The following is a 23123-nucleotide window of genomic DNA, read 5'->3' as shown; positions in this document are numbered from 1 at the left end:
ATATGAATATTGTAAAGGCTTCTACAGTAAAAGGGCATGAGGCAGTATTCAGTTTAATGTTGAAGATATTAAGTTTGTGCTGTTTTCGATAGGCCACTTATTCTACTGAAGCTTTGCGATAGTCAGTCGGCTTCATTCCAGTATGCTTGCGAAATACTTGGCTAAAATACCGTTGATCACTATAACCGACCAGCTCTGCAATCTCATATGCTTTCAGATCACTATCCTTTAGAAGACGCTTGGCTTCTTCCATACGCACCTTAGTCAAAAACTCTAAATAGCTCTCTCCGGTTTCACTTTTGAACAACGAGCAAAAATAATTTTTGTTAATGTAAAATTTGTTTGATATTTCTTCCAGTGTAACCGTCCGATAATAATCTGTAGTATATTGAATAATCGTACCCACAAGCTGTCTTCCGCTCTTGGATGTGAGATCATTATTATAATTTTGAAGCACGTACTCCAACATCTCTCTAGTCTGCTGCTTGAGCTGATCAATTCTAAGCTCGTTCACGCTTGCCTTCACGGATTCAAGCAGCGTAAGCACCGTGGTATCTTCTTGTGGCAGTGCTTCAAATGCTTTCAATATGCTGCGAAACGCTTGCTTTAGCTCTATTCCACTCAGTGTCATTAAAGCTTCATCCTTCATAGCCTGCTCAAACTTACTCACTAGTGCATCTTGATCTCTCAATGATCCTGTCTTTATAAGCAGCTCCAGCATCTCTCGAAGCTCCTTCCAATACGACAACTCCATACGCCGCTCAGGTATCTCCCCGACCATATTGCTGTAAGCAATACCGCCAGCCTCTCCGAGCTTCAACGACTCTATAGCCTCTACTCCTTCCCGATAGGCTACGCGCAAATGCTCCAATCTCGTCTTACGCAAACTGACACCCAGCTTAACCATAAGCCGAACTGCTGGCTGAATCGAGTCATTAAGTCTGCGCAGCATTTCATCTATTTGTATGCTCTCTCCAGTATCGACTGTCACCAGCAAGAGAAACTCATTTGATTTTTGCAAGTTGCGAAATACATCTCCCTTAAGGCCTGACTCCTTCAAACACTCTGTTAACACATTTCGTACGGCATAATACAGAGAAAAACGATCCTTCTCATATCGACTATTCACATGTTTATCAAAATCTGTGAGACTAGCAACTATAACATAGTACCCGCGTTCCGGAAGCTGCAACAATATCTGCTCCCCCCGCACTATCATTTCATTCTCTTCCTGCAAGGAGCCCTCAATAATTTCTGACATCAACTGATCCTGCATGAGCACAATCCCCATATTTAAGACAGCCTTCTCATTAATTTCCTTCTCCATCGCCCTTGATTCCTCATTAAGCTGCTCTACAACTTTACCAAGCACGATCAGAAGCTCTGCCTGTTGAACTGGCTTCAACAAATAATCAATAGCACCATTCTTGAATGCTGGTCGAATATATTCAAAATCCTCGTAACCACTTAACACAATCACCTTAGCTGCAACTTCGGACGCTTGCAGCCACTCCATATATCCAAGTCCATCTACGAGGGGCATCTTTATATCAGTAATAATGAGATGGGGCATTCTATCAGCCGTCATGCATTTCGCCTCCTCGCCGTTATATGCATGGCCAACGATCCGCCAGCCCAATTCTTCCCAAGGTATGATTTGCTTCAACTGTTCATGCACTGAACGCTCGTCATCCACTATTAGTACCTTCATAGAATCACTTCCTTAATAAGTTCATAATCTTATGTCATGCAGAGGCAATTCAAGTACAGTACATGTCCCCTTGCCTCTCTTGCTGTGAATGTGTAGTCCGAAATGCTCGCCACAAATTAGCCTGATCCGTGTATGGACATTAACCAAGCCGATTGAACCTTCTTCTTTGCCGCCTTGGGTTGTTTCCCCGTTAAGTGATTGTTCTACATTCTCCAGCTGCTCTTTATTAAGCCCGACCCCATTATCCAGAACGTAAATGTAAAGCCTTCCCAGTTCTTCGTCCACTTTCGCAGATATTTTAAGCAGCTTCTTTCCACGAAGTAATGGAATCAATCCATGCTCGACCGCATTCTCGACAATCGGCTGTAAAATCAGCTTAGGAATAAACAAGTTTCGAGTGTCCGCATCCATCTGAAACCTAATCCGTATTCCTTCAGGATAACGCTTGTTAATAATGACCATGTAATTACGAATATGCATGATTTCATCTTTTACCTGCACCCATTCATTGCGGATATTCATGTTGTAGCGGTACATATTGCTTAAGCTTTGGCAGATCAGCCTCATGTCCGGCACATTGTTCACTTGAGCAATGCTGGACATCATCTGCAGCGTATTGAACAAAAAGTGAGGTGATATTTGAGCCTGCAACGCTTTGATTTGACTTTCCTGATTTGTTAGCTTCAGCTTCAACTCGTGATCAATCAGCTGCTGAATCGTTCCAGCCATTCTGTTAAACTGATTGCCCAGAAATCCAATTTCATCGTTCGTCTTGACATTCACTCTGGCTGCATAGTCACCTCTTTGAATTAGCCCCATCTTCTGATACAGTTTCACGATTGGTTTAGTCATGCTATAGCTCAATGAATAGGAGAAAAGAAATGTTAATATGGCTGACAATATGATCGCCCCGATACTTACATTTCTTATGACTAACACAGCAGGATCCGTGTAAAAGGTATACAATAGCTCCCAATCGCTCAAGCTAATGTTCGTCTGCAGCACAAAAGGCTTCCCTTCCAGCTCATCAGGCTGATATAAACTGTTTACCTCTTTATAGTTCGTATGATATGCAATCCTACCAGCTTGATCAGTCAAAATAATCGTTCCATTATAAAAATCGTTATATTGTTCAACAAGCCCACGAAAATAGGACTCACGCATGTCAATGACCAGCAGCCCTGTCGGTACGCCTAAGGATTTCACAGGATATAAATATTGTATAATTGGCTCATTATACATGCTGCTATAAGTGAACATAAGCGTCGGCTGTCCATCTGCCTGATTTGCTTTGAGCAGAAGCTCCTGAATATAAGCATCTGTAATTCGCGGATACATGCTGGGAAAAAAGTTGCCGACCGCCTTCTCATCTGCATTTATGAGATACATGCCAACGATATCTTTAACTCTTGAATTGTTATACACACTTAAGAAAAATTGGCGAATATCCCGAACCGTGTCATAGGTGTAGCTCTCATTCGGCAAATATGCTGTATTCATAGTTAAACTCCGAATTAAATCTGGATTCGAATATATCTGGTAAGCGGTCTCATCCAAAGCCTGAACATAATCCTCTATAGTCCCTTTCAGATCCTGCTCCGTACGAATTGTTGCAAACTGCAGATCTTCCTTTATATCATTAGATATTTGATACCATATAATAACTGAAGCCATACTCAAGGGCAGTAATGTAACAACAATCATCGAAGCAAATATTTTTGTTCTAATTCCTCTAAATTTCATCTGCATGCGCCTCTTCTATCAAAGTGGTTATAACGATGTCTTATACTAGCTTCTTTAATACTAGCAAAGTTACAGCCGATTGAGCTGACTTGTCAAACATACAAATTAACCCAATGAAAACATCCGTTCTCGATAGGGTTAAAATGGAATTAGTATAAAGTAGTAACAGGAAATAGGGAATAATAGAATATAAAATAGTGAAAGGTTGTGAACGCGGTGGGAAACAAGCAAATCAGATATACCGATGAGTTTAAAGCATGATCGTAGAGCTCCAGCGGAAAGGGAAATCCATAACTGAAATCATAAGCGAATATGGTTCACCCATTATAGCGTCTCCCCTGTTCCTCCGCCGGCAATCGCAGTCATATCCTTGCTTGGTGCCGGAACGTCCCATATCGCTGAACGAAACACAATGCCTACAAGCCCTATCAACGCAGTAATCACGCCTATGAACATAAAAGCCTTGCCTGCTTCGACTGCCGTGATAAGAACTCCTCCAATCAAGGGAGCGATCAGCATTACCATACTGATAATCGTATTCTGAATGCCGAACACACGACCAATCATCTGCTCAGAGGTTTCTCGCTGCAGTATATAGTTCTGCGTGACCATGTACATACCATTTCCGATACCAATCATAATTCCAAGTCCGAGAAGCAGGAGCACGCCCGTCCCCGGCGGACACAGCCCTAACAGAGCGATACCCGCACCAATGAGCACATACCCCCCGCCCAATCCCCAGCCATAGCCAATCCAATTCAAGCGGTTCAGCACGACAAGAACCGCAACTGCGCCAGCTCCGATGGCGGACACTAACCAGCCGATGAGCGATTCATTGCTTGGATCGATCGAACGCAGCAAGGTCGGGAACTGGTAGTCGATCATTAACAGAGCCGTTAAGCCGACGAAGCCGAAGGCCATCGTATAGAGCACTTTTTTGGCTTGAAAAAGGTACAGCCATCCCTCCCGCCAATTCCGCAGGAAAGAGTCTTTATCGCTATGCCCGGAACCCATGGATTCCATGGGCTGCTCAGCCTGATTCGAGACCGGAAGCTGGCGCAGCGAGAACAGCAGTGCCGCAGAGAGCAGCCGCGCGGCTGCGTTGAGCAAAATGCACGCCTGAGGCGACAGCGCAGTCAGCGTCATAGCGCCAAGCAGCGGGCCTGCTACCTTGGAGGACTGATTGACCAATCCGTTGAAGGAGGTCGCTTGGAACAGCAAATTTGCAGGCACAATTTGCCGGGTCAGCGCTTGCTGGGCAGGTACGTGAAATACGCCACTAGCGGCTCTTAGTGCCAGCAGAGGCAGAAGCCACGCCATATTGGGAGCGGCTAGGATGCACAGCGTGAGGCCTGCGGTAATGAGGTCGCATACCATCATCAGCCGGGCTTTGCGCACTCGATCCGCGACCGTTCCGGCGAAGGAACCGAGCAGTACCGCGGGCAGCGCCATAGTCACCGGTATGAGAGCCAGCATCATCGGATCAACGCCCCAGCGATAAGCGACGAGCACCTGAATGGCTAACGCGTCGAACCAATCGCCAAAGGAGGCAAGTGCATAAGCCGTAAACATACGCTTAAAGCTGCGGATGGATAATAAGGAAGAGCGTTCATTTCGTGTCATAGGTCATATTCCTTTCGCATCTAAGATATCAGATATCCCTATCCTATCTGAGGTTTGTCAGAGGAATATCAGACAGTTGCTGAACTGCATCGCAGGCTATGACATTGAGAACGCTCTATTGATGACAAGCTCTATATCCTTTTTGTACTTTGATAACCCGTACTCTTGATCCAGAGCTCCATATATGGAGACATATTTATGTTCCATTTCAAGAGAGGAATAATTTCGTTCGATATATCTCATAATTTGGCACACGGAAATAAGCCGCAGCGGGACATTCAACGACATATTCAGCACATCCAGACCTTCATCAAATAATTGCTCTGCCTCACTTTTTCGGCCCTGAGCTAGGCACAACAATCCTTGAACGATTTGGTAACGGCCAATCTCTCGTAGATAAGGTGTTTCCTTAAGAAATTCGGTCAGGCGTTCAGATGCTTTGGCGGCTTCTTCGAGCTGCCCTGCCAGCACGTAGACGTACATTTCCATAATAGCCACCGGCATGATGAAGCCTTTAAGGCCATCCCTTCGAACCGTCTCTCTCGTATGCTCGAACCGCTTGATAGCCTCCATGGACAGACCCGCATCCGCATAGACTTCAAGAATGTTAAGAATGCTCATTTCGCGATGTTCTTCAGATAAGAGAATACGCCGTGAAATTGCTTGCTTGCAGTAGTTCAGTATCTGCTCCGGTTCAGGGTTTGTCCCACGGTATAAAATGAGCAGCCAAAACAGCCGATTTTGCAGCGGAATCTCCTCGGCCTGCAGAAACCAGGCGATATCTCCCTGGATAAATTTTAAATAGACCGTGTAAAATGGATCCATATCAAATCCAAGAATATCCTGCTGCGTTGCCAGCGCCAGCATTGACTTTCCTTGTCCGTACAGATGATACTTCTTAAAAATATCCCTTACCGAAGAATTAACCTCAAGATCCCCTACAGATGGATTCATCAAGGATCTCGGTTCTCTGACGGTCATACTATACCCGTATCCCCGCACCGTATTGATTTGAAGATGGTTCCATGAAGACAGTTTCTTCCTTAATCGATAAATATGATCATCCACCGTTCGTTCCCCAGGGAACTCCATTGCCCATACCTGATCAAGGAGCTGGTCACGCGAAAATGCACGGTCACGATGGCGGTACAAAAACTGCAGCAGCGCAAATTCTTTGGCCAGTAGCTCTATGCTCTCCGTGCCCCATTCCACTCTGTAGCGGGAAGAATCGAATTTCAGTCGCCCCATAATTACTCCTTCTCCATGAAGATAATATAGTATTAGATATTATTAAATTTATAATAATCCATTTGACCTCTTCTGAGAAATATCATACTTGGAGCAAAGTAAAATCCCCTGGAGCGTCGGCAGGAGATTTCTCCAAGCCGCTCTTCAGGGGATTTTCTTTTCTAAATAAATATTGGATGCTACTTATGATGCTCTAAGCATGATTGGTACAGAGAGTATTATGCGCTTTTAGCTATAGAACGGCTGGCGTACGTTTTCTCTTCTGCGGAAGATCCGGCATTTCATTCACGGAGACGACTTCATCCGTCTTCTTCTCTGGCTGCTCCCAATGCTGCTCATTGCCGGGCAGGTCGTCGAACCAAGCGGCATCCTTAGGGCAATCTAGTATCATCATTTTTCCGTAATCTCCGTCACGAGACTGATGGTATTTCAGATACGCCTTGCCGTCTTCAATAGCCAAAATTTCGATTTTGCCCGATGTATGGCTCATCGAAAGTCTGACACGTTTTCCTAGTCCGGATGTTCTCGCCTTCGCTTCTTCGACGATCCGGTAGACTTCCTCCAGTGTAAGGACAAAATCCCGATTCCCTGCCACTGGCCGGTTAACGAAGAAGTAATATGGCGTTACTCCCGCCCAAGATAGTTTATCCAGCAGCTCGCCAAGCACAACAGGATCATCGTTAATGCCTTTTAACACCGGTGTCTGGTTTACCACAATCGCCCCAGCCTCATGCAGAGCCTGGAATCCCCTTCTAGCTTCTGGGGTAATCTCGCGCGGATGGTTAATATGAGCCATGACGTAAATGCGCTGCTCCGGCGTGGAATAAGTGCGGATCACATCCAGCAGCTCTTCATCCTCGTAGATCCGCATAGGGTTAAACACAGGGATCTTTGAACCCAAACGAATGATCTTAACGTGCTCGATTTCACGCAGTTGCTCAAGAATTCCCCGCAGCTTCTCCGTAGCGAGAATTAGGCTGTCTCCACCGGTCAACAGGACATTGTTGATTTCGGGATGCTTGGCGATATAATCGATGCCCGGTTGAACATCGGACATGGCCTCCTTCACATCGTTGCGGAACAGGCGTTTGCGGAAGCAATAGCGGCAGTAGGCTCCACATACCTCCGACACGATTAGGAGAGCCGTTGTCGTGTATTTATGCTGACATCCCGGCACAACGTAGTTGGTATCCTCGTCGGAAGCATCCCAACGGCCATACTCCTCGAGCTCCCCCTCATTCGGAATGACAAGCTTGCGAATCGGATCATGGGGATCATTCCAGTCGATCAGGTTCAAATAATAATCGTTCACCCGAAATACGAATTTCTCCGTAATCGGTTTCAAGCGCTCGCGCTCCTCTTCCGGAATCATCGTCAATCTGTCTAGATTTGTAATGTACTTTGTTCTTGTCTTAGTCATTGTACATCCTCCTTCCTAGTAATCAACAAAAAAAGACCCCAAATCGGGGGGTCTTGGACACAGCTGCGCCAGCAAGGGTCAGAAGACAAAAATAGACCCTAATAAAAGGGTCTAAAGAGACGTAATAAATGATCTTATAACAGACCCATCCACTGCTGACGAGGTTAGCTGACGGACTCGGGTAAGATGGTACCCTACACCTCATGTGAATGAGTGATTCGCCCCAATGTAAAACCGGTTCCCCCGCTTTCTTGGCTCTTACCAAGAAACTAAGCGTGTGTCTATGATAAGGTCTACGAACGGGATTGTCAACCTTAGCCAATGCAACAAGAGAGTAGACATAATTTAAAAAATCACAATTGTTGACAATTTTTAGTGGCTGCTGATAATATATAAATGCAATTGAAAGCGTTTGCGCAAAAAAGGGGGGATGGTAGACTATAGCTATAATGACTACATCGATCCAATAAAGATTATTGGTGCCTTGTCATGACTGATCTTATTCACAACATACAAGGAATGCTATTGCCTCTAGTTTTTTAATTGCAGGATACCTTGCGCACATCCGTGCAAACGTTTTCCCAACAAGAGAGGATTTTGTAGACTAGCGACTATCAGAGCTTATTATTAAGGAGGATGCAATCATTGGACTATAAAATTCACGAGGTAAAGAAATGGCCTTATGTTGTATTATGTATCGCCTTCTTCTTCTCATTACTATCAGGTATGGCCGGCATACCCTTCCAAGCTATAGCAGCTGCTGAACCCACTAGTAATAATACAGCAAGCGTCTACTATTACACACCGTACAAAAATTGGAGCACCGTTAACATTCACCATAACGCAAATGGCAGTTGGACAAGTATTCCAGGAGTAGCTATGGAACTAGCCTGTACAGACTGGACTCGAGCAACGATAGATCTAGGCACCATTTCTAATTTTCAGACTGTTTTCTATAACGGTCAAGATTCCTGGGATAATAACGGTGGCAACAATTACACACTCGGTACAGGAATACATCAAATTAAAGAGGGGCAAGTGCTCGCAGGAGCTGGCAACCCTTGTGACGGCAGTCTGCCTGGATCGGAAGGTAACGTATCAACGGTTTTCTACAAGCCTAATAACAACTGGGACAACGTCAATATTCACTATTCCCCAAACGGCATGGCATGGACTACACCTCCTGGGTTAGCCATGGAGGATGCCTGCTTGGGATGGAAGAAGAAAAATATTTCTCTTGGCACATCTACAAGACTTGCAGCAGCTTTTAACAACGGATCGAGCTGGGATAATAACAATGGAAGGAATTACGATCTCGGTGCAGGCAGTGTCAAGGTCGAGAACGGTGTTGTTTCCCCAGGTGATCCTTGTGAGACAAGCAATGAAGATAACATTCCACCAAATGTACCTACCGGGTTAAGCACAGACAGCGTAACAAGTACGTCCGTAACCATCACATGGACAGCGTCCATGGATAATGATGGCGGCAGCGGCTTGGCAGGTTATGACGTCTATCGTGATCAAATCCTTGTAAAAGCTGATACTACAGCTACCACCTATAAGGATTCCGGTTTAAATCCTTCTACAAATTACAGTTATACTGTTGTAGCCAAAGACTTGGCAGGCAACAAATCAGCACCATCTCTAGCGCTGGAAGTAACAACTTCGGCGGAGGACGCTGCTGGCAATCAGGCGCAAATATATTACTATACCAAGAATCGCTCCTGGAGTTCGGCAAATATCCACTACTCTCTGGATGGCTCGAAATGGACGACACCTCCCGGGATTTCCATGAGTGAAACCGCCTGTATGGATTGGGCTAAGAAAACCGTTGATCTAGGAACAGGTCATGAACTAAAGGCCGCCTTCAACAACGGCTCTGTATGGGACAATAATAATGGGGCTGACTATATTATCCCGTCCGGCCTTGTCACGGTTAAGGATGGTGTCGTGACAGCCGGAGCTCCCAACCCTTGTACACCTCTCCCTGAAGATACGATTCCCCCTTCTATACCAGGCAGCCCCAAAGCCACCGTCAACGGTCTGAAAATTACAATTACTTGGGAGGCTTCTGCCGATAATGAAGGCGGCCGTGGTTTGGCCGGCTATGAAATCACTCGTACCGGAGGCATGCTAGGTACAAAAGTCTTTACAACAACCAGTCATTCATATAACGATACAAACCTGGAAGCCCAAACGGAATACACCTACTCGATAAAAGCCTTTGACAAAGCCGTACCGCCCAACAAATCGGAAAACAGCGAAGCTGTATCCGCTAAGACAGGGGACGCCCCTGAAGCCCCTTTAGGCGGTGAGCCTCTTGGCACCGATATGCGTGAGGATTCGATTTATTTTGTAATGACAGCCCGCTTCTATGACGGTGACGAGTCTAATAATCGTGGGGGACAGTTCCATGAGTCTACAGGTAATGCCGCCAACAATGATCCGATGTTCCGTGGTGACTTCAAGGGATTAATCGAGAAGCTCGATTACATCAAGGCTCTAGGCTTTTCTGCCATCTGGATTACACCCGTCGTCCTTAACCGCTCGGATTACGATTTCCATGGCTATCACGGCTGGGACTTCTATCGTGTTGACCCCCGTCTGGAATCCCCGGGAGCCACTTATCAGGATTTGATTAATGAAGCCCATAACAAAGGGATCAAGATCATTCAGGACGTCGTATACAACCATTCCAGTCGCTGGGGGGAAAAGAACCTGTTCTCACCAAAAGTGTTCGGGATTCAGGACAACGAGTGGAGTTGGTATTATGACGACCCTATTCCAGGCAAGGAGTATGATGGAATTACGACTAATAATCCGATGGGTAAAGCCTATAACGGCGATCTTTGGTCCACAGAGGAGCCAAACGGGAATACGTGCCGGAACTGGGGAACACCAACACAGTATTACAGTAAGGAAGGCCATCGTATCTACAATTGCCAATGGCCGAATCCAACCTCCGGCATGTTCCCGGAAGAGCTGTACCACCAGTGTTGGATCGGTAACTGGGAAGGTGAAGACTCCAGAAGCTGCTGGATTCATGAGGATTTGGCTGATTTCAATACCGAGTCTGCACCCGTTCAGGAATTTCTGAAGGACGTATATCGTAAATATATTGATATGGGCGTCGATGGCTTCCGTATTGATACGGCCGTGCACATTCCTCGTACGACTTGGAATCGGCACTTTCTGCCGGATGCCATGAATCATTCTATAGAGAAATTTGGGGATAAGGGTAAAAACTTTTTTATGTTCGGTGAGGTAGGCTCCTTTGTCAACGATAAATGGAACCGGGGCTCCGTGAACCATTCTGCCCAGTTTTTCACATGGAAAGAGCGTAAGGAATACAGTGCAGATGATGCTGCTGCAGCCCTGGAAATGTATCAATACGAGAATAATCTCGGTACCGGCAATCAGCCGATATCCGATAACGCCTTCCTTAGAGGAAATGACTACCACACACCAGATCACAGCAAGTTCTCGGGGATGAGTGTCATCGACATGCGGATGCATATGAATTTCAGTGACGCAGGCAATGCGTTTTGGAACGGCAAAGATTCCGACGACAGCTATAATGATGCAACCTTCAACGTCGTCTATGTCGACAGCCACGATTATGGACCGAACAAGTCCAACACCCGTTACACTGGCGGCACGGCAGCTTGGGCAGAAAATATGAGCCTCATGTGGACGTTCCGCGGTATTCCAACACTATATTACGGTTCAGAAATTGAGTTCAAAGCCGGAGCACAAATCGATTGCGGTCCAACCTGTCCGCTGGAAGAGACGGGCCGTGCCTACTTCGGAGATAAGCTCGAAGGAACCGTGATTGCCAGCGATTTTGGCAAGGTACAGTATGCAAGCGGCGCAGTAGCCGAAACGTTGAACCACCCTCTTGTTAAGCACGTACAGCGGCTTAATCAAATTCGCCGTGAAATACCAGCACTGCAAAAAGGCCAATACTCGACAGAGGATATCCAAGGAGGAATGGCCTATAAGCGCCGCTACACAGACGCAGCCTCAGGCGTGGACAGCTTTGCATTGATAACTGTAAGCTCATCAGCAACGTTCAGCAGGATTCCAAATGGCACCTATAAGGATGCCATTACGGGTGACGTGAAGAATGTAACCAACGGCACCCTAACTGCCACCGTATCTGGTCAAGGCAATCTTCGGATCTACGTTCTAGATCTGCCAGGCAATCCGGCCCCGGGCAAAATCGGAGATAACGGGCCTTTCCTGAAATAATTTAGCAATCAGAACACCCGTCGATCTGATCGGCGGGTGCTCTGATTAGATTCAGGATTCACGCCTTTCTCGCATTGGCTCCAGTCCTTACCGTTGAATTTAAATGGATTACATGTGTCTACTTTTGTTCATTGCTTGCGGTTTCGCAAATAGCTGCATTTCGTGTACCTAAAGCATTACATCTTGCCTTAACAACCCCAAATCTTCATTTTCGCTGAATGCAACCCGGCCATCATTGTCTAAAATAAGCAGCCTGTGCTGCTGCGAGACGTGGTTGATATTATTCAGCGTATTCTCAAGAACAATCAGTTCTTGGTTGAGGTTGTTCTGCAGCGCACGTAACTTGCTTGAACCGCCCCATCATAAGTTTCCTGCTCATGAGCCCTCCCCCTGCTGACACCACGTGGTCTATCGCCTAATTTCCAAGAACGTCAAAGAGCGCCGACACGACGTTCAGCGCTCTAATTCGACTTAATTTGCAACTATGCGGTTGGCGCCGCTTGATTAAGCATATACGTTTCGACGACCTTAGCTACGCCGTCCTCCATATTCGTATCCGTCACATGATCCGCGACCGCTTTAATATCGTCAGGAGCGTTGCCCATAGCTACGCCAAGCCCGGCAAATTCAATCATAGCCAAATCATTGTAGCTGTCGCCGATAGCAATGACCTCTTCCCGCTTAATCCCTAGCTGCTGAATGAGATGATGAAGGCTTGTCCCTTTATCTACCCCCGCCTCCGTAAACTCCAGGAAAAATGGCTTGGAGCGAACGACGTTAAGCTCTCCCTCCAGCTGTGGCTGCAGCCTGCCCTCTAAAGCGATCAGCTTCTCTGGATCGTCTACCATCAATACCTTCACAACAGGCTCTTGGATCGCTTCAACAAAATTCGCAGCCTCAATAATTGGCATACCCGTAATCTCGCCCTCGATATCGGTGTACTTATTGTTCGCCGGTGTTACGATATCATCGCCGACATACGTATGGATCCATACTCCCTCTTGCTTGCTGATTTCATACAGCTCATGTACCGTTTCCGGCGATAGCGTGCTGCTGAACAATACGTCTTCGGTTGCACAATTCGTAATTTTAGCCCCGTTAAAAGAAAGGATGAAGCTCCCGTATTTCTCAAGCTCCAGTTCCTTGGCGATATGCGTCATCGCAAAGGTCGGACGGCCGGAGGCCAGCACGACTTTAATCCCCGCCTCTTGCGCATCCATAAGCGCCTTCTTCGTACGCGGCGCAATCGTGTGGTCGTCCCGAAGCAGCGTATCATCCAAATCTAGCACGATCATTTTATAGTTCATCCTTCTACGTCCCTTCCACTCATTCTGTCTGTGAAGCTATGAAGTTAGCCACTCAGTATTGCACTTTACATAGCATACCATCTCTGAATGAGCTTGAGGGCGATTTTGCTACAAAATAGAAGGATTCACCACAATATACACATCGAAGCATGCTTCTGCCCCGGCTGGAGGATCGACGGACACTTTATATCCTGCGGAGACTTGGAGCATTTCGTTCCGGTGGATGTAATCCATAAGCTCCATAAATACCCGATCCAGACCTTGGGGATCTCCTACATGCCTCGTGTATACAGCGTCAATCAGTTGAAATACCGGTTTGAATTTGTAGGGTTCGGGCAAATCGATTGGGCGGTCGACTGGAAACATGAACTCGATATCTAAAACTGGCTCCTCCTGACCGCTCTCAACCCCAAAGGTAGCGGAAATCATCGGCCCGTTTCTTCTTGCCCCGCTGCCTTGTAATATAGCTACAAATTTGCCCAGCTCATGATCCACTTCGGATTGCTTTATTTTTGCGCGAAACGCAGCTACATGATCGAATCGGATGCTCTTCCCTGTTTCAATATGAATCGTCTGCTCCATGCTGTGTACCTCCATTTTTAAAATATAGTCATTGAATTTAATTTATAAATTTTCAGCAAAACTGAATACGTTATTCATTATTTGGAAATCGTCCGCTTATCCGCGTTATAAGCATGCTTTGCTGCATGCTGGATCCACTGAATCCGATGTTCAAACGAAGGATGCGTCTGCAGCTTCTCGATGAATTTATGGATGGAGAGCATGGAATGATTCAATTCAGCGAGCTTCGTCAAAGCCGAAACGAATACAGCTGCCGGAATTCCCATCTTAAGCACGTATGCGTCCGCGTCTCTCTCAAGCTTCCTAGAAACATACGAGCCTACAAACCATAGGTAGCCCAGGATGAGAGCTAAAATAAAAACAACCCCGACAGGTATCGGGATATGAAAACCACTACCTTCCACCCGATCCATCATCGACGTCAACCCTAAAAATAAAGGAATCGCTGCCACGAATAATATGGCTTTAATCCATAAATGGAACCTTCTAATATGGCCGATCTCATGGGCTAGAATCGAATTCATTTCAGATATCGAAAGATTCTCCAGCAAATAGCTGCCTATGAACACCCGCTTATAGATCAGACCGCAGACAATCGCATTCGCTACTTTGTTGTTGGTTGTCGGCCACTCAAACACCTGCACCCGCTTCATGCTATGACTATTCAGAAATCTCTCGATTTCTGCCTTCTTCGCCTCATCCTGTAGTGGCTTGGCCGATAAGGAAAATCGGAGCAGGTAAGGATACGCCAAATTATAAGCAGCAACAGCTATTAATATTAAGAGGCTTGACCATAGGCCGCTCAATTCAATCGTAATCCATTGAAATCTAAGCGGTAGTATGATTAACGCCGGCAAATACATCATTAAGCTGGATTTAATAGCAGTCTCCAGTTCTTCCCGCAGGGAAGTCCCGATGTCTCGCACGATTCTGTACACCCGATGATAGATAAGCTGACTTAGAACCGTACTGAGTATCAAATAGGCGAATGGCAGCGACGAAATGAGTGCATAATTCGCTTTGGTCTTAGGCAACAAGCTGGTCAGCAGCATAATGATGACTACCATAGAAACAATGTAATATATGTAATGAATGGATCTGATTTGCCCGAAAAAATACAAAGCCTGTTCTCTGGAAGCCGTTCTCTTATATTTATTTATCGCACTATTGCCCAAGACTACAGCAATAACTGCATTCAATAGATAAATGAGGATGGATAGAATTATCTTCGCTGCGATCATGTCATCACTCCATTAATACTGCTTATAACTCAAGAAAGAAGAAGTTCAGCCGAGCTGGGATGCCCGACTGAATTCTTCCTCTGACAATTAATCAAGGCTTGTCCAAGTCCATTGGGCTGCCTTATTAAACTGCCAAACTTCTGTTTACCACCAGAAAGTAAGGAGATAAGCTGCGGCTCCACCCACAGCACCGGCCGCTCCGCCTACGAGGGCTCCCGGACCAGCTCCAACGCCGCCAGCCATAGCACCAGCCGCTCCGCCGCCGATCGCCCCGCTTGCAGCGCCGCCAACTACGGACTTACCCAGATCGCTCCAGCTAAAATCACCGCCGCCATCGATTGACATCATTTCATTCAGGGACAATTCATTGAAGCCGTTCAGTTGCATAACAGAATCCATAATTTCTCCTCCTTTAATAATATTTACTTTAGTTTGAGCACTGTGCAATATATGTAAATGTTAACTAAAGTACACCCTGATCACTTCTCATCTTTATTTTTTCTTTTGATATATATGCTATAAATGAAGACGGCGGCGAAACCTATAATAAATGAAAAGATTATAATACCTGGCATGGTATTTACCTCTTTCTGATTAGTTTCCTTATTATCTATATTATTAATAATATCCCAAATAAAGTAAATATCCCTTGAGGGCTATTTTGCAATAGTTCCGGCTTGATATTACGTTGCGCATGACTACCAAACTCGCAGCACTTTGACCTTGCCGTCTTGAATTTCCAGCTCCATCTGTGCTTTTGGAGAGCCGGTCTGTTCCAGCATCTGCTCCTTCTGTTCCTCATTTAAATCAACGATAATACGATCCTTAAGCTTGCGGGCCTGCTTGCTCCAATGGCTCATAACATCATAATAATCGAACAAAGTGGAATTGTTCGCTGTGCCTTTCTTTCTTGCATAGGTGCCGACTCCAAAATTGGATGAAGAGCGGTCAATGAGGGGAGCCTGCTGCATATCCTCGATCAAACTAGCCGTAATCATCGCCCCCGTCTTCAGCTCAATATCGAGGAAGGCCGGCATGCTGTTGCATTCAATGAGTACAAACTCACCGTCAGGAGTTCTTCTTAGATCAATGCCGCTGAACCTAAGACCTAACAGTTGCATTGCTCTGGCACAAAATTGGACTACTTGCTTAGGCAGTTCAACGCTCTCGTACTGCACTTCGCCGGAATGATAATCCGGGTCGGTTCGATAATCCAGAATATCTGGATTCGATTTGATAATTTTGTGCGCGGAGATCACTTTTCCTGCCAGCATGTTGATGCGAACGTCATCCCCGGGGATTTCCTCTTGAAAAATCGTAGGCTCATTATGGATCGCTTCCAGCTGCTCAAGCAAATCCGGGGTCACCTTTCTGCAGTAACTTCCGCCGGGAAGAGGCTTGCACACTGCGCCCTTCACCTGCGAAATGAAGTTGCGGGCAATTTCCGAATTCGATGTAATACAGGTTCTTGGCAGAGGAATGCCCGCTCTATGAAGGGCGTTCAATTGATAGTACTTCGATGAGCTGCTTGGCGGGTTAATGACTCTGGCTCCTTCCTCGTGAAGCGCGTGCAGCCATCCCCGTACCGCCTCAACCTGAGCGGAGAACTGGAGCTGGCTGTTGTATCGTTCAGCCGCACTGCCCCCGGCCAGTTGGTTTGGATTGTGAGTCATGATGCTGCGAAAATAAACGGAGCGAAGCCTTCGCAAGGGCTCCCCGTTATAGATCAGCTCGCCATTGACAGCCGCATAATCATTCAACTGTGGCGAACCGAGTTCCTTGTATTCGAGCCCCATCTCCTTCAGTTTCGCTACCATATGACGACAATGAACATCGTTCATCGGATTGACCACGAGAATTGGCATGAATATACCTCCTCTTCTATGAATCTAAATAAATATATTTCACGAATATAAGCACAAAAGGGATAATGTCATAACGACAATTACCCCTTTGTTACGAAGTATTAGAAGCACTCTTCGCCAATGGCGAGCGTAGTTGCGCCGCCTTCTTCGCCGACAGCAAGTGTCGTCATGATCGGGCCGCCGCCTTCTTCGCCAAGCGCCATCGTCGTCATGATCGGGCCGCCGTCTTCTTCACCGACAGCAAGTGTCGTAACGATTGGACGATCCAGGCTTCCGCCGTCGATGTTCTGCATTTCCTCAGGAGAAATTTCGACTGCGTTAATTTCGACATTAAAATGAGAGCTGATTGAATCTTTTTGCAATGCATCGAGTGTAATTTTCATCATCTTCACCTCCTTTCCAGCTCCTAGAATTCACTGCTTCAAATCTATCTTCTTCAAAATATATTCAAGCACCGTCTCGCTTCTGGCGATGATTTGCGCCTCTGCCATCATCCCCGTCTTAATGTAGGCCTCCTCCCCTTTCTTGCTTCGAAGCGGCTTGCTCTGGATATCGGCCTCGACGGAGTAATAGCTGTATCCATCCTGCTGACTCATTACCGCATCCCCGCTGATGGATCGAACCGTCCCTTGCAGCATTCCGTAGTCCTTGGAAGGGAGGGCGATAAAACTATATTTGATTGTATCTCCTACCTTGATGTTCGCCACGTCCTGATTGGATATCGCCAGCTTCATCATGAACTCGGAATCGTTCTCCGGCAGGATCGTCAGCAATTCTGTTCCTATCTGCAGCAAATCTCCCGCATTGATATCAGTAATGACGTTCACCGTACCGTCAATCGGAGCCTTGATCACATAATCCCTTAGCGCGAAATCGAGATTCTGGAGTCGTTCTTCCAGGCTCTTTACATGCTCCTGTCCAGTATCGATAGATTCGGCTAATTGCAAGTAAATAACATCCATCTCTCCCCGCAATTTAACCAATAGTTGATTATTTTCATTGATGGCCGTAATGAGCGCCAATTCATAGCCGTTGACATAATCGCTGGCCTGCAGCCGCACATCCTCCAATTTCTGCTTCGCCTCGCTGTCATCGCCGTCATGACGAACCGTCATTTTATACAGCTCGGACGCCGTTTGCTCCCGCAATGCATACTGTTCCTTCTTGATCTGATAGTCTTGAAATTTGTAATAATATTCGGTATCGGCAGGCAATAGATTTGTGCCTGAAGCGATGGATTGCTTCAGCAACTGCAGATGCTCATGCTTCTCTTCGGCTTGTTCCAGTTGTCCCGTCAGCCGGATCAATTCGACATGGAATTTCTGCTTCATAGAATGGCTTTCCAGCAAATTGCTCAGAAGCTCCGACTGTTCGACGGCATCCGGATTCTCCAGCGTTTTACCAGCAAGGATCTGGCTTCTGAACTGCACAAGCTCCTCCAGCTGCGCCTTCGCCTTCTGCAAATCAAGCTCCGCTGCCAGCTTGTCCGCTTCGATCTGATCTTTATGCAGCGTATACAATACATCTCCAGCCTTCACTTTCTGCCCTGCGGCATATTGAACGCTCTCCACGGTGCCTGTCGCCTTATTCTGAATCCGGCTTACTTTCTCATTAGGACGCACCACGCCGCTTGCTTTGACGACAATGTCGACTTTGCTTACGGAAGCCCAAATCAGCCCGACTGCCAAAATGAGAACCAGAAAACCGATGAATATCGAAATGAATGGATTCGTCCTCGCCTCCATAATCTCGCGGCTGTCAGTAATTTCTCCCATTTCCCTAATGACTGCTCTCATAATTTATCCTACCTACTTCCCTGCGTTGTGCTCACGATAGGATCAATGTCCATATATCCATCTTGCTCACCCACCAATAGCAATTAATTGCTGGTCGTCTCCAGCATGCCTTGCCCCTGCAATCCTTGCTCATTCATACCTTCCGGAATCTGATCCTTCCACAGCTCGTAATATTTGCCCCGGCGGCCCATTAGCTCCACATGCGTTCCGGACTCGATGATTTCGCCATGATCCATTACAAAAATTCGGTTGCAGCGCATAATCGTGCTTAAGCGGTGGGCAATGATGATCGTCGTGACATCCTGCAAATTATGTATTGTCTCTGAAATTGCCTTCTCCGTCGTCGAATCCAAATTGCTTGTCGCTTCATCCATAATGAGGATATCAGGCTGCTTCAGAATTGCTCTCGCAATAGCAAGGCGCTGCTTCTGTCCGCCGGATAAATTGGAGGCATCCTCCTCCAGCACCGTGCTGTATCTTAACGGCAGCTCATTAATAAAATCATGTGCTTTGGCGATCTTCGCCGCCTCCACGACCCTCTCCAGCTCTGCCTCATCATCAATGCCAAGACAGAGATTATCGCGAATCGTCCCGCTGAAAAAAAACGTATCCTGCGTAATGTAAGCAATTCTCTCACGCAGCGTATCCATGTTAATGTCCTTAATATTATTGTCATTAATGAGAATGTCGCCCTTCTCGGGGACATAGAAACGCATCAGCAGCTGAATTAGCGTCGTTTTGCCTGATCCGCTCTCACCGACGAACGCAATCTTCTCTCCGGCAGAAATGGTAAGATTCACATTCTTCAGGACAAGCTGCCGCGTTCCATAGCGGAAATCCAGCCCTTGCAGCTTGATTTGTCCCTTCAATGAAGCAGGAACGATCTTCCGCTCCTCATCCTCATCCTTCTCCGGCGTGAGATCCAATATCTCTCCGAGCCGATCCGCGGCGACAACCGCAGTTTGCACCATCGGCTGCAGATTGATCAAGTTCTGAATAGGCTCCAGAAAATAAGCGAGCAGCGCATTAAACGTGATCAACTGCCCCATAGACATATTCCCGCGAATCACCTGATGCGCCCCGGCCCATAAAATAACGATTCCCCCAACGGCCTGAACCAATCCTTTTAACGAGGCTTGTACATTATTGAAAAAACCGAATCGGAACACGCTTCGCAGCAGAACGACAAACTTCTTCTCCGTCTCAAAATTCGCCTTCTGCTCTGCACTGTACGCCTTAAGCGTCTCGATGCCGTTGATCGATTCTACCAAGTAGGAGTTCAGTTGGGCGTTATTCTCCATCTGCTTGCGGTTCATCCGCTCGAACGGCTTATGGAACGCCCAGACAAGCACGATATACAGGGGGATCATTGTGGCGGTAACCCCGAACAGAAACGGGCTTTGGGAATATAAAATGAATCCGCCGATCAGTGCCATGATGACATCGATCATGATCGTCAAGGTAGCCCCCGATATGGCATCCCTTACTTTGGAGGCGTCCATCAGCCTAGAAATGATCTCTCCTGTCTTGCGGGTGCCGAAAAAATTCATCGGCAGCTTCAGCACATGCTGGTAATAACCGAGGATTAATGAAATGTCTAATTTTTGGCTCAAATATAGCAGCAAATGATTGCGGAAAGCGCTTAACAATATTCTGAACAAGGTTAAAGTTATGACGCCGATAGAGACCATATGCAAGGTCTTGTCCAAGCCGTGGGGTAAAATTTCATCCAATAAAAATTTAAAGTAGAATGCACCAAGAATACCTAATACGGTATAGAGAATAGAAGCCATAAACAGGCTGAAGATAAGCTTGCGTTGAGGAATTAATAAACTGAAAAATCGGGGAAATAACCCTTTCGTTTCATCCCCCTTTTGAAAGGTAGGCGCCGGAACCATCAAGATAAGGACACCTGTCCAAATCTTGCTGAATTCTTCGGGCGAATATTTCACGATGCCTTTTGCCGGATCGGCAATAATGAGTTCCTTCTTCGTCACTTTATGTATAACTACGTAGTGTAACAGCGTTTGATCAATAATGACATGGGCTATGGCTGGCATGGGAAACGGTTCAAAAATGGATTCCTGCGATGCCTTGACCCCTTTGGCTGTAAATCCGAGGCTTTCTGCGGCCTTAATGACTCCGTAGACGTTCGTGCCGCGCTTGTCCGTTCCAGCTACTTCCCGTATTCGGGATATCGGAATCTTCAGTCCATACTGCTTGGAAATGGTCGCTAGACAAGCTGCCCCGCAATCTTTAATGTCGAATTGTTTTATGCAGTGGTATTTGCCCGAAAATATCATTCCCAATCGTCCCATCCGCAATTTAGTTGTGTACATGATTAGTTTAATCACCTAAATTATACCATTTTCCACCTGCAACATGTAAATGTCCCTTAAGGGATATTTAGGTACTGCCGTCCATATCGTTCCAAAGGTAAAATTTGATGATAAAATCCCCTTTATCGCTAACATTGGATTTTTTGTATACGTTTTTGAGCGTGTTCTTCACTGTTCCGGGAGCAATATACAGCATTTCGGCAATCTCAAAGGCCGAATGGTTATGCATCCATAAATAACCGATCTCTTTCTCGCGTTTGGTCAGTCCGCATTTATCGAAGGCCTGGAAAATTGCTTGCTTCCTGAGCTCCGGATCAGGCCACCTTCCTTTGACTCGATCTATCAATTGCTGCAGCAGGGGAATTATGTATGTAATATCTTCGTTGACGGATAAAGACATATCCAAGTATCCTTTAATTTCACCGTTAATATGAATAGGAGCACATATACAAGACCAGCCTGCAAACAGCCTCAAATGATGCTCTTCGCCGCGGACGACTGCAATGGTATCAGTCTCCATCGCCACGGATACTGCGTTGATTCCCGCATGCTTCATATCGAACAAGCTGCCCACTTTCACGTTATGCTCTTTCAGCATAGCGATCACAGTCTCCGGGCCGTTCAAGCTGAGTGTCACGCCTTCGACATCGGTTAATATAAATATAAACGGCCTAACCAAAAATCTATGAAGCGCTTTCAATTCCTCTTCAACCACGGAGATCAAATCCTGATGGCTATCCAATCTACAATTCATTTCATCTGCTGGGATGAATTTAAGCTGATCCATAAAGGAATGATGCCCACTGAGCGTAAAGGAACCATTCCATTGCTGAATCTTTTTTTGATCGATGTCCTTCATATAGACCCAATCGCCATCTGACCTTACAGCTGCGCTATTAAAGACACTTTTCAAAATATCTCCCCTTTCATATTTCAAAAATTATTTTACCATATTATATTTCAAAAAATAACCTTTTAACTGTATTGGGAAATTAAGTATCACAAAAAATAAAAACGCCTTGCAGCGTTTACTAAAGTTGATGGGTTAATTTACCTTAGGTAATCTGTCTTAGAGTAGTCTGAATTAGGGGAGCCTGTCTGGGGATTAGTATCATGTAACCGGGGCTGGATTAGCTGGATCAGTTGGATCAGTTGGATCAGTTGGATCAGTTGGATTAGCTTGATTAGCTAGATCAGTTGGATTTCATGTATCTATTTTTTATTCGTAGAAGTGACTTTCGTATTAATTGGATTTCGTGTACCTAAAACATACATTTTCCGCTTAATAACCCTTTATGGTTGTTTTAACTACAAAGAATCCAGCTAATTGTGAATTCCGCGATCGACCGCCATATTTAAATACAACAAATGCTGCTAATTATATGCACCAAAACAAAAACGAACCCAGGTGGCGTGTGCTCCATCTCATACTCGAAAGCAGCATCCACCATCCGGGTTCTCTTTATGCAAACGACAAACAGTGCAGCTAATCCTCCAGCGGATGAGCCATAACGCTCATGAGTGCGAGCTCCGGCTGCGTCGTGTCGAGCCTGCTGTATTGAATAATGACCGGAACATCGCTTTCCACGGTCAACGCATAGGGCACGCCGGCCGGGATTCGCTCTCCGCCACTCTCCAAGGACGTTGTGCGAATATGCTTTGTACGCCGTCCTTCCACGATGGCCTCAAAGCCTTCTAGCGGCTCTCGGTCTTCATAATAGACGGTGATGCCGAGCTTCGCCGGCGCCTCGCCGCAATTCAACACGCAAATACTTTCATGGCTCACCAGCTCTCCGCGACTATCCGGCGGAATATAACCGTCGGGAATAACCCAGAAGCGGTGTCCTTTCGCTTGAACTCCCATAAATGCAATCCCTCCTCCCCATATGATCGCAAGCAGACAGTGCTCATCCCAGCATCACTTGATCCAATAAGCATGCTATCCAATCAGCATTAGGTATCGCTATTGCTGCTGTTACTGTTGCTGCTTCTGTCGC

Annotated in this window: 16 protein-coding genes and 1 riboswitch; of the genes, 1 reads left to right on the top strand and 15 read right to left on the bottom strand. The window is 46.2% G+C overall.

Annotated features, from left to right (window positions below):
* Nucleotides 1-97: 97 nt before the first annotated feature.
* The 5 genes from CZ379_RS08890 to CZ379_RS08870 all read right to left on the bottom strand — a co-directional run bounded on the left by CZ379_RS08890 (nucleotide 98) and on the right by CZ379_RS08870 (nucleotide 7745).
* Nucleotides 98-1711 (bottom strand): response regulator transcription factor, encoded by a 1614-nt coding sequence (locus CZ379_RS08890; RefSeq protein WP_110931311.1) that lies wholly within the window; start codon nucleotides 1709-1711, stop codon nucleotides 98-100.
* A gap of 21 nt (nucleotides 1712-1732) precedes the next feature.
* Nucleotides 1733-3454 (bottom strand): cache domain-containing sensor histidine kinase, encoded by a 1722-nt coding sequence (locus CZ379_RS08885; protein ID WP_199925544.1) that lies wholly within the window; start codon nucleotides 3452-3454, stop codon nucleotides 1733-1735.
* A 324-nt stretch (nucleotides 3455-3778) separates the two neighbouring features.
* Nucleotides 3779-5077 (bottom strand): MFS transporter, encoded by a 1299-nt coding sequence (locus tag CZ379_RS08880; RefSeq protein WP_110931309.1) that lies wholly within the window; start codon nucleotides 5075-5077, stop codon nucleotides 3779-3781.
* Nucleotides 5078-5173: 96 nt separating this feature from the next.
* On the bottom strand, nucleotides 5174-6325 hold the full coding sequence (locus tag CZ379_RS08875) for a winged helix-turn-helix domain-containing protein (RefSeq protein WP_110931308.1): 1152 nt from the start codon (nucleotides 6323-6325) through the stop codon (nucleotides 5174-5176).
* Between the two features lie 232 nt (nucleotides 6326-6557).
* On the bottom strand, nucleotides 6558-7745 hold the full coding sequence (locus tag CZ379_RS08870) for a KamA family radical SAM protein (RefSeq protein WP_110931307.1): 1188 nt from the start codon (nucleotides 7743-7745) through the stop codon (nucleotides 6558-6560).
* Nucleotides 7746-7883: 138 nt separating this feature from the next.
* Nucleotides 7884-8031, bottom strand: a riboswitch (cyclic di-AMP (ydaO/yuaA leader).
* A gap of 359 nt (nucleotides 8032-8390) precedes the next feature.
* Here CZ379_RS08870 and CZ379_RS08865 point away from each other — a divergent pair.
* Nucleotides 8391-11996: a carbohydrate binding domain-containing protein gene (locus tag CZ379_RS08865; protein ID WP_199925543.1), complete on the top strand. Its 3606-nt coding sequence runs from the start codon at nucleotides 8391-8393 to the stop codon at nucleotides 11994-11996.
* Nucleotides 11997-12478: 482 nt separating this feature from the next.
* Here CZ379_RS08865 and CZ379_RS08860 read toward each other — a convergent pair whose 3' ends face one another.
* From CZ379_RS08860 to CZ379_RS08815, 10 genes are all read right to left on the bottom strand, one after another.
* Entirely contained in the window at nucleotides 12479-13303 is an 825-nt protein-coding gene (locus CZ379_RS08860; RefSeq protein ID WP_110931305.1) for a Cof-type HAD-IIB family hydrolase, read from the bottom strand.
* A gap of 108 nt (nucleotides 13304-13411) precedes the next feature.
* Entirely contained in the window at nucleotides 13412-13885 is a 474-nt protein-coding gene (locus tag CZ379_RS08855; RefSeq protein ID WP_110931304.1) for a GyrI-like domain-containing protein, read from the bottom strand.
* A 77-nt stretch (nucleotides 13886-13962) separates the two neighbouring features.
* A complete protein-coding gene (locus tag CZ379_RS08850) occupies nucleotides 13963-15126 on the bottom strand; it encodes a M48 family metalloprotease (protein ID WP_110931303.1) in 1164 nt (387 codons plus the stop codon).
* Nucleotides 15127-15270: 144 nt separating this feature from the next.
* Nucleotides 15271-15525, bottom strand: coding sequence for a Blp family class II bacteriocin (locus CZ379_RS08845; RefSeq protein WP_199925542.1), 255 nt, complete (start codon nucleotides 15523-15525; stop codon nucleotides 15271-15273).
* A 299-nt stretch (nucleotides 15526-15824) separates the two neighbouring features.
* Complete coding sequence (locus CZ379_RS08840; protein WP_110931302.1) at nucleotides 15825-16991, bottom strand: ATP-grasp domain-containing protein; 1167 nt, start codon at nucleotides 16989-16991, stop codon at nucleotides 15825-15827.
* Nucleotides 16992-17092: 101 nt separating this feature from the next.
* Nucleotides 17093-17377 carry a hypothetical protein gene (locus CZ379_RS08835; RefSeq protein WP_199925541.1) on the bottom strand — a complete coding sequence of 95 codons (285 nt, stop codon included), beginning with the start codon at nucleotides 17375-17377 and terminating at the stop codon, nucleotides 17093-17095.
* Between the two features lie 27 nt (nucleotides 17378-17404).
* On the bottom strand, nucleotides 17405-18787 hold the full coding sequence (locus CZ379_RS08830; protein ID WP_110931300.1) for a beta-barrel domain-containing protein: 1383 nt from the start codon (nucleotides 18785-18787) through the stop codon (nucleotides 17405-17407).
* An 83-nt stretch (nucleotides 18788-18870) separates the two neighbouring features.
* Nucleotides 18871-21126 carry a peptidase domain-containing ABC transporter gene (locus CZ379_RS08825; protein WP_234404866.1) on the bottom strand — a complete coding sequence of 752 codons (2256 nt, stop codon included), beginning with the start codon at nucleotides 21124-21126 and terminating at the stop codon, nucleotides 18871-18873.
* Between the two features lie 67 nt (nucleotides 21127-21193).
* The gene (locus tag CZ379_RS08820; RefSeq protein ID WP_110931299.1) at nucleotides 21194-22039 is read right to left on the bottom strand and encodes a helix-turn-helix domain-containing protein; all 846 of its coding nucleotides are present in this window, start codon (nucleotides 22037-22039) and stop codon (nucleotides 21194-21196) included.
* A 573-nt stretch (nucleotides 22040-22612) separates the two neighbouring features.
* A complete protein-coding gene (locus CZ379_RS08815) occupies nucleotides 22613-22990 on the bottom strand; it encodes a sensory rhodopsin transducer (RefSeq protein ID WP_110931298.1) in 378 nt (125 codons plus the stop codon).
* Nucleotides 22991-23123: the final 133 nt, after the last annotated feature.

The organism is Paenibacillus bouchesdurhonensis, assembly GCF_900155685.1.
GTDB classification, from domain to species: domain Bacteria; phylum Bacillota; class Bacilli; order Paenibacillales; family Paenibacillaceae; genus Fontibacillus; species Fontibacillus bouchesdurhonensis.
The sequence above is the reverse complement of the archived record's forward strand: the minus strand, read 5'-3'. Positions and strand labels throughout refer to the sequence as shown.